Below are 14,799 nucleotides of genomic sequence, written 5' to 3'. Positions count from 1 at the left end.
TGACTTAATAAGAATAGATTCCCCCGCCGATAAATTCACGCAGAATAGAATTAAAGGGTATCTTAGTCGTATCCAACGGGTCAAAATGAGCAAGCAGTCTTAACAAATGGGATGCGGTTGAGTAATAAGGATGTTCTTTAGGGATAGAAACAAGCAAGGGTTCCGCATAGGAGCGAAGTGCATTTAATTCATAAAGCAGGCTTGAATTAAACATGATATCCGCTTCTTCTTGATAAGGGAAAATATTGGTGTTTTCTCCGCGACGAACGCTTGCCCACTGGATGAGTGTATTTGAGGATGAAATACCGCGAAATTTATCATCGCGAACCAGCCTTCGAATTAAGCGGACTTCTGTCGTAGGGATCCGATTATAGGGATCAATATTAAGTTGAAAAAGGGCACTAACGTAGATTCGAAAGATATGATTACGGTCAAGGGAGGAAAGAAGTCGGGGATTGAGACCGTGGATTCCTTCCATTACTAAAATATCATCATCTGAGAGTTGCATTTTCAGGCCCTTAGATTTTCTTTGCCCGGTTTCAAAGTCGTAAATTGGGCATTCGATTTCTTTGCCTTGAATCAATGCTTGAAGATGGAGATTAAGGAGGGGAAGATCAAGCGCGTCTAAAGCTTCAAAATCAGGGTGACCTTCCGCATCCTTAGGAGTATCTTCTCGATTACAAAAATAATTATCAAGGGATAAGGCTACCGGGCGTAAGCCGTTAACCCGCAGCTGAGTCGCAAGACGTTGGGCAAAGGTCGTTTTCCCGGACGAAGATGGACCCGAGATCAAGATGACTTTTACATTTTTGCGTTGTTCAAGAATCCGGTCGGCAACAAGGGATACCTTTTTTTCATGAAGTGCTTCAGCTAGACAGATTAGTTCTTGGGAGCGGTGTTCTTGAATGATTTGGTTAATATCCTTAACTTCAGAGAGATGAAGATTCTCTCCCCAACGTTGAGTTTCACGGAAAGTGGCTGTTAATTTTTCGGGGGGGACGAAGGGGGCAAGCTCTTCGGGATTATTGGGATTAGAAAAAAGAAGAATAAATCCGGGTGGATAGTGAATGAGACGGAAAGGATAGATCGGGCCGCTTTGTTGAAATGGAGGAAAAAGAGATTTTATCGTTTTCCCATTCGCTACGCAGTGGAAAAATCCATCTTCTTCACCGGATTGGAAGGTTATGGGCTGATCAGCATTGACCCAAGCCTTCAATTCTTCCTCAATCCGATTAACCTCTCGAACTGAAACGAGGGAATTTTCAAATTCGCAATAGATACCATCCAAAATTGAGTAAGAAATTTTCAACTGTTCTTGGGGATATAATTTTCCACAACTATTGATAAGCCCGAGTATAAGTGTTTGACGATATTGGCGGTGAGAACTTTCAAGAAGGTTCAAGAAAATTCCTCCTTTCAGAAGATTAGATTTAATGAATTCACTCTTTATACTATATAATTGTATCCTATAGAAGGATAAATGTCTCTAGAGAGCGAATAATATGAGATTATTATATCTAGGAGGGAAAAACGTGTATATAAGTACGAGAGGAAATTCTCCGGAACGAACCGGCAAAGAAGTTATTGCTTTAGGAATGGTCCCTGCCGGGGGATTATTTGTTCCGAAGGTTATTCCTGAAATAAATTGGAGAGAACTTATAACTTTATCATACCCCGATTTAGCTCGAACTTTACTTAAACTTTATCTTCCTGAATTTCCTGATAGTACTTTGGATCAAGCCGTATCTGTTTATCGTCCCGAACTTTTCTGTTCGGAAAATCCGGCACCTCTGGTTCAGGTTGGGAAAATGGGCATTTTAGAGTTATGGCATGGCCCGACTTCGGCGTTTAAAGATATGGCGTTACAGGTACTTCCTCATTTATTGAAAGAAAGTATTCAGTCTTTGGTTAAGGTTGACAAGGTCCTAATTTTAGTGGCAACCTCAGGGGATACAGGTAAGGCGGCATTAGAAGGCTTCCGTAATATTCCGGGAATTGAGATCGCGGTTTTCTATCCGGAAAACGGTGTGAGCGCAGTTCAAGAGCGCCAGATGACGACGACAGAGGGTAATAATACTTATGTTATCGCAGTTAATGGCAATTTTGATGAATGTCAGTCTAAGGTAAAGGAAATTTTCGGATCAAAAGAGATGAAAGAGGATTTCCAAAACGGTAAATATGCATTTTCTTCAGCAAACTCGATTAACTGGGGAAGGCTTTTACCGCAAATCGTTTATTATTTCTGGGCATATTTACAAGCCGTGGCCAAGGCACAAATCAAAGCCGGAGAATTAATGAATGTTGTTGTTCCAACCGGTAATTTCGGTAATATCTTAGCCGCATATTATGCTAAAAAAATGGGCCTGCCAATTAAAGAACTAATTTGTGCCTCTAATCAAAATAATGTGCTCACCGAGTTTTTCCAAACCGGAGTGTATAATCGCCAACGCCCATTCTATTTGACAACTTCGCCTTCTATGGATATTTTAATTTCCAGTAACTTTGAGCGATTCCTCTATGAAATGAGTGACCGGGACGAAGAAAAAATTAAAACTTGGTATGAAGATCTTAGGTCAAAAGGTAAATTTGAAGTGGATCAACAGACCTTGACCAAGGCTAAAGATTTTGTCAAGGCAGGATGGGCGAACGAAGATGCTGTTAAAGAAACGATTCATACGGTCTATAATGAACAATCGTATGTTTTGGATCCTCACACAGCTGTTGCGGTTAAGGTATATCAAGACTATGTGAAGCTTTCCGGGGATTCAACCTATACGATAGTTGCTTCAACGGCAAATCCTTTTAAATTTGCAGGGACGGTACTCCAAAGTATCAAACCAGAATTAATCATCGAGAATGAATGGGAAAATCTTACACAGCTCAGCGCTCTAACAGGTTGGGAGATTCCGAAGGGCCTTCGTGGACTGGACAAAAAGACCGTTCAAAAAGTGGAAAAAACAAGTCCTTCTGAGATACCCCAATTATTGAGAAAAATGTTTCTCTAAGCCAACGGGATGTTGTACAATGAACTTTAAGCTCATATACAACATCCCGTTATTTTTATACCTTCAAGGAGTGGAAATTTGCGAAACAGCCTTAGGATAGGAACCTAATAGTTTAGTTGAAACATGCTTTTCACGGAGTGCCCAGAGCGCTTCTTGGATAATGGGGGAAAAGACGTAGCCATCGATGTCAATATAGAATACATATTCTCCTAATTTCTTTTTCGACGGTCGGGATTCAATTCGACTCATATTGATATTGCGAATCGCAAATTCCTGAAGAATTTGGGAGAGGGAACCCGGAATATTGGGAGCGATGATAAGTAAAGATGTCTTATCTTCGGCACTTGATTCCATGCTCATCTCGGCCAAAGAGTGACTGACCAAAATAAAACGGGTTGCATTCAGCATGGCATCCTGAATTCCTTCCATTTGACAATGTAAAGAATAAAGCCCGGCAGCCCGGTGTGTACCAATGGCCGCCCATTTTTCATGGGCTGAGGAGACTTTTTGTGCAGCTTCGGCACTACTAAGACATACGATTTGATCAGCCTGCGGAAGATGGGTTTCGAGGAAATCTCGGCATTGACCTAGGGCTTGTTGATGGGAATAGACCCGTTCAATTTCAGTCAATTCCAATGGCTGTGGAGTGAGTAAACATTGCTCTATGGGATGAATAAATTCTTTAAAAACATAGATATTCTCGGTTTGCCCCAAAGTATCCAGCGTAGCCCCCACTTGTCCTTCAGTTGAATTTTCCAGGGGAACAAAGCCATAATCTATTTCATGGCGATCACACGCTAATAGAAGTTTAGGTATTGTACTGAAAGGAATCGGATGAGGACACTCATCCTTCCACTCGTTTGGTTGGGATAAGAAGAGTTGAAGGGCTTCCTCCGAAAAACTACCCTTGGGACCGAGGTAACCAATACTGCTCACGTTTAGACCTCCTTAGATGCTTGTAGAAAATAGAAATATAAAATTAAAAATAAAATAAAAAAGCTTAGCTCCCAAAAGGGACGAGCTAAGCCTCATTATATCACCCTGGTTCCCTATGGGGCTGGGTTAAGTATTTTAAATGATTATAACAGGAAAATTCTGAATAAGAAAGATGTTTATATTTATTTTCAATGAATCAATAGAATGAACTTGCAGAAATGAGATTCGCACGCTAAAATACATATTGGAAGGTTGGGGAACCTTCCTGGGAGATAGGTGGACGAGGTGGCAGAAACAGGCAGTGGAACGTACGCTGTCTGTTTCATTTTTATTCGACTTTTTGACACAAGGACTCGGTGATAACCGGGTTTTTTTATACTAACACCACCAATGTAAGGAGGATGCGAATGGCTATTGAAATCGAACGCAAATATTTAGTGCATAAGGGGCTTTTACCGTCATTGAAAGACGGACAGCAAATGATTCAGGGATATTTAGCAATGCAGCCGTCAATTCGCTTTCGCATAATTGGGCAGGATGTAATTATCACTGTAAAGGATTTGCGAAGTGATGGCAGCCGCTTTGAATTGGAAACGATTAAACATCAAGCCGGCACGGAGGAACAGGAGCAGCTTATGAAGCTGACCTTGTTTCCCTGTATTGAAAAAGTTAGATATCGGCTTCCCTATTCGGGATTAGTATGGGAAATTGATGTCTACCAAGGAAAGAATTCGGGTTTGATTACGGCTGATGTGGAGATTCCCAGCCTTGATTATGCGCTGGAATTTCCCAGCTGGATAAATTCCCAACAAGAGATCACACAGGATGCCCGATACTTTAATATTAATCTCGGACAAAAACCCTATACTCAATGGGTAAATTCCAGCGAATAAATTGCTAAATTTTTCTGCATTTGTGTATAATAAATGAGGAGTACATCTTAAGGAGGGTTATCCGTGGAACAGGCAAAATTAAAACCCAGGTCTGAAATTCCGAATAAATACAAATGGCATCTCGAAGATATTTTCCCCAGTGATCAAGCATGGGAAGAGGAATTCGCAAGGCCGGAGAAAAGCCTGGAACAAGCGTCAAAGTTTCAGGGAGAATTAGGAAAGAGTGCGGAGCACCTGCTCGCTTGTCTTGAGTGGATGGACGGAGTAGGAATGGAGTTAGAGGAGATTTATACATATGCCCGCATGAGACGAGATGAAGATAACCGAGAAGCTCTTTATCAGGGAATGACCGACCGCGCGGGAGCGCTTTCTGTAAAGTTAGGCAGTGCATTGGCTTTTGTGGTTCCCGAACTATTGGCAATGCCGGAGGAAAGGTTGGCGGACTTCCGCAAAACTAACCCTAAATTAGAAATATATGATCATGCTTTGGAAGATATTTTACGTAAACGGGAGCATGTTTTAAGTACGGCTGAAGAAAAAATATTAGCCGAAGTGGGTGAAATTGCTGAAGCGCCAAGTGCAATTTTCGGAATGGCCAATAATGCAGATCTCAAATTTCCATCCATTAATGATGAAAAGGGACAAGATGTCGAATTAACAAAGGGAAATTACACACAATTCATGGAAAGCTCTGACCGAAGGGTTCGTAAGGATGCTTTTGACACACTCTATCATACCTATGAAAAGCAAATAAATACCTGGGCGGCGACTACAAATGCCAATGTCAAAGCAGATGTTTTTTATGCCAAAGTGCGTAAATATCCTTCGGCAATTGAAGCTTCTTTAGATGATGATCGAGTCCCTCTCACTGTATATAATGCTTTAATTGAGACAGTTCATGAATATCTGCCGGAAATGTATCGTTATATGCGGCTTCGTAAGAAAATGCTCGGGGTCGAAGAGCTCCACATGTATGACATCTACGTACCGATTGTACCTGAGGTAAAAATGGAAATCCCTTATCAGGAAGCCCTGCAAATGGTTCGCGAAGGGCTTCAGCCTTTGGGTCAAAACTACCTTAAGATTCTCAACGAAGGGTTTGAGTCCCACTGGATTGACATTTATGAGAATCAAGGCAAAACAAGCGGGGCCTATTCCTGGGGAACTTATCGTTCACACCCTTATGTTTTGCTCAATCACCAAGATACACTGGATTCAATGTTTACAATTGCGCATGAGATGGGACATTCTCTGCATACCTATTTTTCGAATAAAAATCAGCCGCATCTTTACGCAGGATACAAAATATTTGTAGCAGAGGTTGCTTCGACTTTAAATGAAGCTTTGGTTATGGAGCATCTTTTGCAGAAGACGGAGGATCCTAAGGTTCTTGCGTATTTACTGAATCATTACTTAGAACAATTCAGAGGGACTATCTTTAGGCAAACGATGTTTGCTGAGTTCGAGAAAAATACCCATGATTGGGTTGAACAAGGTGAAGCATTAACAGCGGACTTATTATCGCGAGAATATCTAAAACTCAATCAAAAGTATTATGGACCGGAAGTGGTTTCCGATCCTGAGATTGCCATAGAATGGGCACGAATTCCGCATTTTTATTCTTCGTTTTATGTTTATAAATATGCGACAGGTTTTTCTGCGGCGACTGCTCTTGCACGGAAGATTCTTGAGGAAGGCGAATCGGCTGTGAATCGCTATCTTACGTTCCTTTCAAGCGGAAGTTCGGATTATCCGATTGAGCTTCTTCGCCAAGCAGGAGTCGATATGGAAACCCCAATCCCGGTTAAGGACGCCTTAAATGTGTTTAAGGGGCTATTGGATCGTCTTGAACAAGTTTTAGAAGGCTAAATGGAGTAATAGGATAATGTCTGGGACAACCTTGACAAAGTTCAAAAGATGAACGAAGATAAATACAGTTACCCCATGGGGGAATAGGTACACAGGAGAAAGGGATGAGTTGACAATGAGTGAAGCATGTAGTTCATGCTCGGCTGCCGGAAGTTGTTCAGGCGAAAGCTGTTCAGCAGAACATCAATTAACTGAAGCTCAAAAAGCCAGCAAGATTGGTAAAATAATTGCGGTTATGAGTGGTAAAGGCGGAGTCGGAAAATCATCAGTGACAAGTATGTTGGCTGTTAGTTTAAAGCGGCAAGGCTATAAAGTGGGAATTTTAGATGCTGACATCACAGGACCCAGTATTCCTAAAATTTTTGGAATCAAGGAAAAAGCGAATGTTAATAAAATTGGCGTGACCGCTCCCGAGAGCAAGGACGGCATTAAAGTCATGTCGCTGAACCTAATGCTTGAGAATGAAGATGATCCGGTTGTCTGGAGAGGTGCAATTATTACTCAGCTGGTTCAACAATTTTGGACCGATGTTGTATGGGGAGAACTGGATTATCTGCTCATCGATATGCCGCCCGGGACCGGAGATGTGCCAATCACTATCTTCCAAAGTTTACCGATAAATGGAGTGGTTATGGTTACCAGCCCTCAACAATTGGCCGGGATGATTGTTCGGAAAGCTATAAAAATGGTCAAGAAATATGATCTGACTTTCTATGGTCTGATTGAAAATATGGCTTATGTAACTTGTCCGGACTGCAATAAGAAAATTGAAGTTTTTGGCACACCTAAGGGAGAAGAAGAGGCTAGTAAAAATGAAATTCCGTATTTAGGTCAATTGCCTCTTGATCCCGTACTATCCAGCATGTCTGACTTAGGTAAAATTGAGGATTATCAAACCGCTGACTTTGAGGAAATTGTTAAGAAAATGATCGTAGAAGCGGCGAAAGAAGCAGCGAAAGACAATCAAGCAAAGTCAGAAGATGCAGCGAAGTAAAACAACACGATTGATCCGTTAGGGCTTGCGTTTAACGCAGGCCCTTTCTCCAAAATCAATAATTAAAAGGTGAGGTGAACTGGCTTTGTCAGTATTAACGGAATCAACCATAAGAAATATTGAATTGGCGCCGCAAGGTCAACTGAAAATTGACTGGGTTCAAGAGCATATGCCGGTTTTAAACCAATTGCGTAAGGAGTTTGAACAGGGGTTACCCTTTAAAGGGAAAAGAGTTGTGGTATGCCTCCATCTAGAGGCTAAAACTGCCTATTTGGCAAAGGTCATTCAAGCAGGGGGTGCGGAGGTTACAGTAGTTGCGAGCAACCCGCTTTCTACTCAAGATGATGTCGTTGCCGCTCTGGTAGCAGGAGGAATCCGTGCTCATGCATGGCATGGAGCAACAGCGGAGGAATATCAGCAACATATTCATCAAGCCCTTGATTTTAACCCGGATTATATTATCGATGACGGTGGAGATCTGGTATCCACGATCCATCAGGAAAGAAGAGAACTTATTGCTCATGTCAAGGGTGGCGCTGAGGAAACCACGACAGGGATTCTTCGGCTCAAAGCGATGGAAAACAAGGGAGAACTCGGATTTCCAATGATTGCAGTTAACGATGCGCAAATGAAATTCCTCTTTGACAATCGTTATGGAACAGGTCAGTCCGTTTGGGACGGAATAATGAGAACGACCAACCTCGTTGTTTCGGGGAAAACGGTTGTCGTTGCCGGTTACGGCTGGTGTGGCAAGGGCGTGGCAATGCGGGCTAAAGGATTAGGGGCTCGTGTTATCGTATGTGAAGTAGACGCCGTAAAGGCGAATGAGGCCTGGATGGATGGATTTTTAGTAATGCCCATGCTTCAAGCAGCTGCACAGGGTGATTTCTTTGTAACCGTAACCGGAGATAAAGACGTTATTCGGGGTGAACACTTTAATGTCATGAAGAATGGCGCTATTCTGGCGAATGCAGGGCATTTTGACGTTGAAGTGAATAAAGTTGAACTAAATGCTTTAGCAAAGGAAAAACGAATTGTTCGACCCAATATTGAAGAATTTAAAATGAAGGATGGAAGAAAACTTTTCCTGCTTGCCGAGGGGCGGCTTGTTAATCTTGCTGCCGGAGATGGTCATCCTGCCGAAGTTATGGATATGACTTTTGCTCTTCAAGCGCTTTCTTTGGCCTCGTTGGCAACTCAAACAGAACCGTTGCCTCCAAAGGTTTATCCTGTTCCATATGAAATGGATCAACGCGTTGCTCGGCTTAAGTTAGAAGCTTTAAATCTTAAGATTGATGAATTAAGCGAGGAACAGAAGGCTTACTTATCCAATTGGGTTCATGGGTAAAATTATTTGGGTTTTAAGCTTAAACATTACGCCGATGGGTAATACTAGGATTATCAGCAACAGAAAGGTTGGATAAACCCTTGTTTAAAACCCTTTGGCGAATATTTGTTGTCATTGTTTTGCTTTTACTCCTTCGAACAAACTTTGCACCTCAAACGCAAGCATATATTGTTTGGCCGGAAAATCCTAATTTTGTAGAACGGGTAAAGTTTCAAATGGATAAAATCCAAAGAAATGCACAGGATTTACCGGCCAACCTCGAAATTGAACTGATGCGCTTGTGGAAGGACGTAAAACCGAGCAATGGGGCAAAACTTGTTTGAATACCCTGAAGAATTAAGCTAATTATAAAGATTCAGTTTGACATTAGTTGAAATTCAAGGTATTATGAACACGTATTCCTAAAAATTTAAAATAATTCTAAAGAAGGAGCGCGATTGAGTATGGTAAGTATTACCGAAATCGCAGCCCAGAAAGTGAAAGAGGTTCTTGCAAGTCAGAATAAAGATAATTCTTACTTGCGGCTCTATGTCGCTGGGTTTGGCTGAGGGGGTCCAAATTTCGGAATGGCTCTGGATGAGTCAAAGAATGAAAATGATATCGTTGATGAAGGTTTTGGAGTCACGATTTTAACTGAGGATAGACTTTCTGAATACCTTGAAGGTGCAGTTGTCGATTATGTAGAATCCCAGTATGGCGGCGGCTTTGAAATTAAAACGAATAAGTCAGGCAGCGGTTGTGATTCAGGTTGCAGTAGCTGCGGAAGCTAACTTAAAAAATAAAGAGCTTTATTTAAGCTCTTTATTTTTTAAACTTTTAATAATTTATGGGTTTTGTTTTATTTTCAGAGGAATATTAAGATTAACAGGTATTTAATCTTGGTCTAAAGTTTTTTAACGTTTAGTGATCATTGCATTCATTTTTAAGGTTTCTCTTGAGTATGAATAGTTAGAGGATGCTTTAAAAGTATTGGATTACCGTGTAAAATAGTTATTGTCAGTATTCCTTTGGGCAATGGTGCGTTATTCTAGTGCACGAATGGCAGTCGAAGGCGGGCCTAAGAATCCGCCGAGGGCATACCGATGAAGTTCCTGGTGGTGGCTTTCGACGCCCAGTCGAGGGTTGCTGCTGGGAGTTAAGATTAAGGGGGATCTGCAATGGCATGCGGGCGCTACCCTTAATCGTGGAGGCCTAAGTGCGTGGCTCTTTTTTTAGGGTTACGGCTTAGGGTATGAACCTGCATTAGGAAGGAACTTAGTGCAGCGTAGCCTGCCTTGAGGTGGAAAAGTTGGGAAGGTGAGAAGGATTGGATCATGTTGGCCGATATGGTTCAATCTACCGGAAATTCTTTTCTGCAAAAGAGGCTAGACTGTTAAATAGTGTTAAGGAAAACTTCTAGAACGATAATTAGTGAGGATTAAAGTGCGGTCTCAGTGGCGATCAAGTTCTGAGTGTTGGCGACACCTCAGGTTAAGAGAAAAGGGAAACCGCCTCAAGGGAAACCGGAGGATCTTAACGGGAAAACCTACTTGACCTAAGCCGCAATATTTCTTTACTAGTGTCCTAAAGCCCAAAGGACACCTCTCTTTATGAGAGGTGTTTTTGATTTTTATCCTAAAATTTGCCGTTTCTTGAGGGAGGAATTTGAAAATTTTTATCGAATAAAATAAAGGTAAACAGACATGCTGAATTCTGTAGGATTGGATCACTTGTGAGCTGAAACTACAGAGCGGGGGATTTCTTTTGGGGTGAATCGCAAGAGTTTGCGTAGGGCTTTACACCTTGATGCCCGAATCCGTCAACTAACCTCGTAAGCAAAGAAAGGTGGATTTCGTTAATGATTTCATCCTCACGGAAAGTGTGGGTGGGCAGTATGACTTTGTCCGGCGTACTGCTCCTCAGTAGTTTGATGGGTGTACATAATCCTGTCCAGGCTGCTGAACCTGCGACTAGTTTGAAGACTATAGTACTATCCTCGAACACAGTAGCTAGGTTTTCAGCTTCAGAAACGCGTAACCAAATTATTACTTATGCAGGAAAAACTCAGACCAAACAGATCAAACAGACCAATTCTACTTCAGAGACTAAAGCTGTTGTGGCTGAGGCCAGTAAGCCGGAAGCAAAAACGGCTGCACAGACGGAAACGAGCAAGACAAAACAAGTTGCAAGTACTGCTAAACAGCAGACAGAAGTATCACGGAGCAGCAGTACTAACTCTTCTAAATTAGTCAGCAATGCTATGAGCCTTATAGGTGTTCCTTACGTATTTGGTGGGACAAGCCGAAGTGGTTTTGATTGTTCCGGTTATACCCAGTATGTTTTTCAAGGCTCAGGAGTGAGTTTGCCGCGTACATCTTACGCTCAATATGGGGTTGGGTCTGCTGTATCCCGTGATGAATTACAACCCGGCGATTTGGTGTTTTTCTCGACATACGATAAGGGCGCTTCCCATGTTGGAATCTATATTGGTGGAGGAAGCTTTGTTCATGCTTCCAATAGTGGTGTGAGAACTACTAGTCTATCGGACAGTTACTATGCTTCCCGCTATGTGGGAGCAAGAAGAGTCTCAAACTAGGACATCGGACATAAAAGGGGGCTGTTGCAAAACAGTCCCTTTTTTGGTGCGCATAAGGAATACTGGGATAATACTAACTGGGAAGCCAGGGAACAGGCTTATACTTTGAGCACTCTCCCCCGGGTTCGGCTAAAGTTAAGTTATGAATATAAAGATCGGTTTTAGCGCATTGATGTGTTCTTTTAAAATAGCACTCGCGGCATAGGACTACTCGATAATTAAGGATCATTGTTTGTCCTCCTGAAAATGGTTATAGACGTTTTCGGCGACCGGAGCAGGCAAGCCGGCCTCTTGCAGCTCCTGCAGAGTGGCTGTACGAACTTTAGCCGTCGATTTAAAGTAACGAAGAAGAGCCTGGCGCCGTTTCGGACCTACGCCCGGTATTCCATCAAGTTCGGATAGAATCATATTCTTGGCACGCTGCTGACGATGGAAAGTGATCGCAAAACGGTGAACTTCATTTTGAATTCGTTCTAATAAATGAAAGATCGGCGAATTCCTCTCAATTAAAACAGGAAGACCATTTTCATTGAGCAAACCTGCTGTTTGGTGACGGTCATTTTTTACCATGCCTGCGATTGGGATATTTAACTCAAGGGAATGAAGAGCAACAAGTGCGGCACTGATTTGTCCTTTGCCGCCATCAAGCAGAATTAGATCCGGCAGGGGTGAGTTTTCCTGTTTAAGCCGAGCGTAACGGCGGGTTATAACCTGTCGCATCGCAGCGGTGTCGTCCATAGTATCCATCGGTTGAATTTTGAACTTGCGGTAATTATGACGATTGGGTTTACCGTCTAAGAACTGAACCATACCGGCAACAATATTTGTCCCCGAAGTATTTGAGATGTCGAAAGATTCAATGAGCCGGGGAGCTGAAAGATTTAAAAGCTTTCCCAGATCGTCTAGCGCCTGAAGGTTTTCTTCCAGATGGCGGACTTCAAGTGTAATTTGGTCATGCAAGGTTTTTTTAGCGTTTTCCATCGCCATTTTTACTAAATCCCGTTTTTGTCCCTTTTGAGGCACAAAGACGGGGAAGAGCAGTGATAGAAGTGAGATGTCAATTGGCGGGACAAGGATTTCCTGAGGAAGGGTAAGTTTATTCGTATATATTTGAGCAATAAAGGAAATGAAGGCTTCTTCGGGGTCCTCAAAGTATGGAAAAATAAAGTTGTCGCGGGAAAGTAATTTGCCTTGACGAAGATAGAATACCTGAATACAGATTTGATCTTTTGTAACGGCATACCCTAGGACATCCCGATCGACAAAATCATTGAGGGTAATATTTTGTTTTTCACCCACTTTGCGTAAATCAGCAATTAAATCACGGTATTCTTTTGCCCTTTCAAATTCTAAGGACTCTGCCGCTTCCTTCATCTTTTCTTCAAGCTGAACAAGAATTTTATGCTGATCGCCTTTTAAAAAGGATGTGACTTCTTTGCGCATTTGTTCATAAGCGCTAGTTTCCACATTGTCAATGCAAGGACCAAGACATTGATGAAGATGATAATAAAGGCAGGGCTTTGACGGTATATGGCGACATTTGCGAAAAGGGAAAATTCTGTTCAGCAGGCGTGAAGCTTCTTTGGCAGCCGTCGCGTTGGGATAGGGACCGAAGTATCGGCCGGAACCTTTTTTCACTTTTCGAGTCACCAAAATTCGAGGATGCAATTCATCGGTTATGGTAATAAAGGGATATGATTTATCATCCCTTAAAAGAATATTATATTTTGGATTGTATTTTTTGATTAAATTACATTCAAGAACAAGGGCTTCAACTTCTGATTCAGTAAGGATCGTTTCAAAATCAGCGATTTGGCTAATCATCAGTTGTGTTTTGCCATTATGTGAACCCGTAAAATAAGATCGGACCCGGTTCCGCAGAATTTTTGCTTTTCCAACATAGATAATCTGATCGTTCAGATCCCTCATTATATAAACACCGGGCTTCTCCGGTAATAAATTTAATTTTTGACGTATAATTTCCATGTTTTCCATACACCTCTCTACCATTCTAGTGGGTGAAGTGAACGGATGCAAGTTTTAACTTACGCCATATCATAACCGTGTCGTTTGATTCGTATACTGTTGAGAGAGTAATCAAATTTACAAAGGAGGGATGATCATGCCGAATTCCTGGGGACATCCCCCGCACAATAATATGGGGCAGGATTTGCAGGCTTTGGCATTTTGGGTATTGATTATCGGATTGGCCGTGTTTTTTATCTTTCCAAACGTTTTTAAGGATGTTTACTCCCGCTTAACTGAACCAACGACGGCGGTTACCACAGGCACGGGTAAAACGCAAGGCAACTTAGCGGATTACGGTTTAAATCTCGACTCCGGCAATACTACTCAGGATACATCAAACTATCTGGGTTCGGGATACTCTTCTAATGTAATCACAGGGCTTTATGGAAATAATAACGAAGTATCAACAGGGTATTGGGTTATCTTCGTGGCTGATGGGGGATTCAACCAGCTTTCGATAACGAATGAGACCTATACTTTTCTGACAAATTTAATCGGCAGGGATACAAAGGCAGATCTAAAAAATACGGTGATCCTTGCCGCCAATGGACAGATTTTTAAGTTTACAGTCAGTGAGGAAGTCTATACAATAATCACCAATATGGCTTTAATCGATAGTCGAACAAAGACTAAATGATCAATCAAAAAGGAGTTTTGCACCTGCAGCAAAAAGAATTAAACCTAAAATCTGCCATGGATTCCAGGGTAGACGCTCAATTCCAAGCCAACCAAAATGATCGATGATAAGGGCTGCTGCGACTTGACCGATGATAATTGCAGTCGTAGCATTGCATACGCCAATTTTAGGAATGCTGAAAGCGACTAGACCAATAATTAGAACGCTTAAAACTCCTCCAAGATAAAGATACCATGGTATAGAAGCCCAAGGATATTGGGTAATTGGCACACGATAAACAAGTACAGTAAGTAAAGCCACGATTAAACCAATAAGATGAACCACAAAGGTTGCTGCCAAAAGATGTGTTTTTTGCTGAAGTAAAGAATTTAATGAACCTTGAATTGCCATCGCAATTCCTGATGCAGCTGCAATAAGAAAGGGAAAAGATAATAATTTTGTCATGGAAAACCTCCTGCTTAATTTTTTGAACCGATGGACAAGTTCTCCAGCTTCGTTAAGAACTAGCTTGTAT

General features: G+C 41.9%; 14 protein-coding genes and 1 riboswitch. Of the genes, 9 read left to right on the top strand and 5 right to left on the bottom strand.

Translation table 11 applies throughout. The annotated features are described in order from the left end of the window. Positions 1-4 precede the first annotated feature (4 nt). The gene (locus tag VB077_RS06215; RefSeq protein ID WP_323414359.1) at positions 5-1,402 is read right to left on the bottom strand and encodes a nucleoside kinase; all 1,398 of its coding nucleotides are present in this window, start codon (positions 1,400-1,402) and stop codon (positions 5-7) included. A gap of 130 nt (positions 1,403-1,532) precedes the next feature. Here VB077_RS06215 and thrC point away from each other — a divergent pair, with 130 nt between their 5' ends. Then, positions 1,533-3,005, top strand: coding sequence for a threonine synthase (thrC, locus tag VB077_RS06210; protein WP_323414358.1), 1,473 nt, complete (start codon positions 1,533-1,535; stop codon positions 3,003-3,005). Positions 3,006-3,068: 63 nt separating this feature from the next. Here the strand turns inward: thrC and pheA are convergent, their stop codons facing one another. Then, on the bottom strand, positions 3,069-3,941 hold the full coding sequence (pheA, locus tag VB077_RS06205; protein ID WP_323414357.1) for a prephenate dehydratase: 873 nt from the start codon (positions 3,939-3,941) through the stop codon (positions 3,069-3,071). Between the two features lie 407 nt (positions 3,942-4,348). Between pheA and VB077_RS06200 the strand changes: the two genes are divergently transcribed. The 7 genes from VB077_RS06200 to VB077_RS06170 all read left to right on the top strand — a co-directional run bounded on the left by VB077_RS06200 (position 4,349) and on the right by VB077_RS06170 (position 11,620). Next, entirely contained in the window at positions 4,349-4,834 is a 486-nt protein-coding gene (locus tag VB077_RS06200) for an adenylate cyclase (protein WP_323414356.1), read from the top strand. Between the two features lie 63 nt (positions 4,835-4,897). Continuing rightward, the gene (gene pepF / locus VB077_RS06195; protein WP_323414355.1) at positions 4,898-6,703 is read left to right on the top strand and encodes an oligoendopeptidase F; all 1,806 of its coding nucleotides are present in this window, start codon (positions 4,898-4,900) and stop codon (positions 6,701-6,703) included. Positions 6,704-6,818: 115 nt separating this feature from the next. Beyond that, positions 6,819-7,697 (top strand): Mrp/NBP35 family ATP-binding protein, encoded by an 879-nt coding sequence (locus VB077_RS06190; RefSeq protein ID WP_323414354.1) that lies wholly within the window; start codon positions 6,819-6,821, stop codon positions 7,695-7,697. An 85-nt stretch (positions 7,698-7,782) separates the two neighbouring features. Further along, on the top strand, positions 7,783-9,045 hold the full coding sequence (locus tag VB077_RS06185; protein ID WP_323414353.1) for an adenosylhomocysteinase: 1,263 nt from the start codon (positions 7,783-7,785) through the stop codon (positions 9,043-9,045). A gap of 80 nt (positions 9,046-9,125) precedes the next feature. Then, complete coding sequence (locus VB077_RS06180; protein ID WP_323414352.1) at positions 9,126-9,368, top strand: hypothetical protein; 243 nt, start codon at positions 9,126-9,128, stop codon at positions 9,366-9,368. 120 nt (positions 9,369-9,488) lie between these two features. Further along, on the top strand, positions 9,489-9,815 hold the full coding sequence (locus VB077_RS06175; protein ID WP_323414422.1) for an iron-sulfur cluster assembly accessory protein: 327 nt from the start codon (positions 9,489-9,491) through the stop codon (positions 9,813-9,815). A 934-nt stretch (positions 9,816-10,749) separates the two neighbouring features. Then, a riboswitch (cyclic di-AMP (ydaO/yuaA leader) is annotated at positions 10,750-10,877 on the top strand. Positions 10,878-10,882: 5 nt separating this feature from the next. Beyond that, entirely contained in the window at positions 10,883-11,620 is a 738-nt protein-coding gene (locus VB077_RS06170; RefSeq protein WP_323414351.1) for a C40 family peptidase, read from the top strand. Between the two features lie 73 nt (positions 11,621-11,693). Here VB077_RS06170 and VB077_RS06165 read toward each other — a convergent pair whose 3' ends face one another. Together VB077_RS06165 and uvrC are read right to left on the bottom strand one after the other, a co-directional pair. Further along, a complete protein-coding gene (locus tag VB077_RS06165; protein ID WP_323414350.1) occupies positions 11,694-11,849 on the bottom strand; it encodes a hypothetical protein in 156 nt (51 codons plus the stop codon). After that, positions 11,846-13,657, bottom strand: coding sequence for an excinuclease ABC subunit UvrC (uvrC, locus tag VB077_RS06160; RefSeq protein ID WP_323414349.1), 1,812 nt, complete (start codon positions 13,655-13,657; stop codon positions 11,846-11,848). The genes VB077_RS06165 and uvrC overlap by 4 nt, the downstream gene beginning before the upstream one ends. 85 nt (positions 13,658-13,742) lie before the next feature. Here uvrC and VB077_RS06155 point away from each other — a divergent pair, with 85 nt between their 5' ends. After that, positions 13,743-14,285, top strand: a complete 543-nt coding sequence (locus tag VB077_RS06155; protein WP_323414348.1) for a hypothetical protein — start codon at positions 13,743-13,745, stop codon at positions 14,283-14,285. On the opposite strand, the gene VB077_RS06150 is transcribed toward VB077_RS06155, so the two are convergent. Beyond that, positions 14,286-14,729 carry a DMT family transporter gene (locus VB077_RS06150; RefSeq protein WP_323414347.1) on the bottom strand — a complete coding sequence of 148 codons (444 nt, stop codon included), beginning with the start codon at positions 14,727-14,729 and terminating at the stop codon, positions 14,286-14,288. Positions 14,730-14,799: the final 70 nt, after the last annotated feature.

Origin of the sequence: Desulfitobacterium sp., assembly GCF_034927245.1 — a bacterium.
Classification (GTDB): Bacteria; Bacillota; Desulfitobacteriia; order Desulfitobacteriales; family Desulfitobacteriaceae; genus Desulfitobacterium_A.
The sequence above is the reverse complement of the archived record's forward strand: the minus strand, read 5'-3'. Positions and strand labels throughout refer to the sequence as shown.

Excerpts from the sequence above, each read along its gene's own strand:
- VB077_RS06200 (WP_323414356.1), top strand. The coding sequence starts at position 4,349 with ATGGCTATTGAAATCGAACGCAAATATTTAGTGCATAAGGGGCTTTTA.
- VB077_RS06165 (WP_323414350.1), bottom strand. The coding sequence starts at position 11,849 with ATGATCCTTAATTATCGAGTAGTCCTATGCCGCGAGTGCTATTTTAAA.
- VB077_RS06150 (WP_323414347.1), bottom strand. The coding sequence starts at position 14,729 with ATGACAAAATTATTATCTTTTCCCTTTCTTATTGCAGCTGCATCAGGA.
- VB077_RS06190 (WP_323414354.1), top strand. The coding sequence starts at position 6,819 with ATGAGTGAAGCATGTAGTTCATGCTCGGCTGCCGGAAGTTGTTCAGGC.
- VB077_RS06170 (WP_323414351.1), top strand. The coding sequence starts at position 10,883 with ATGATTTCATCCTCACGGAAAGTGTGGGTGGGCAGTATGACTTTGTCC.
- VB077_RS06155 (WP_323414348.1), top strand. The coding sequence starts at position 13,743 with ATGCCGAATTCCTGGGGACATCCCCCGCACAATAATATGGGGCAGGAT.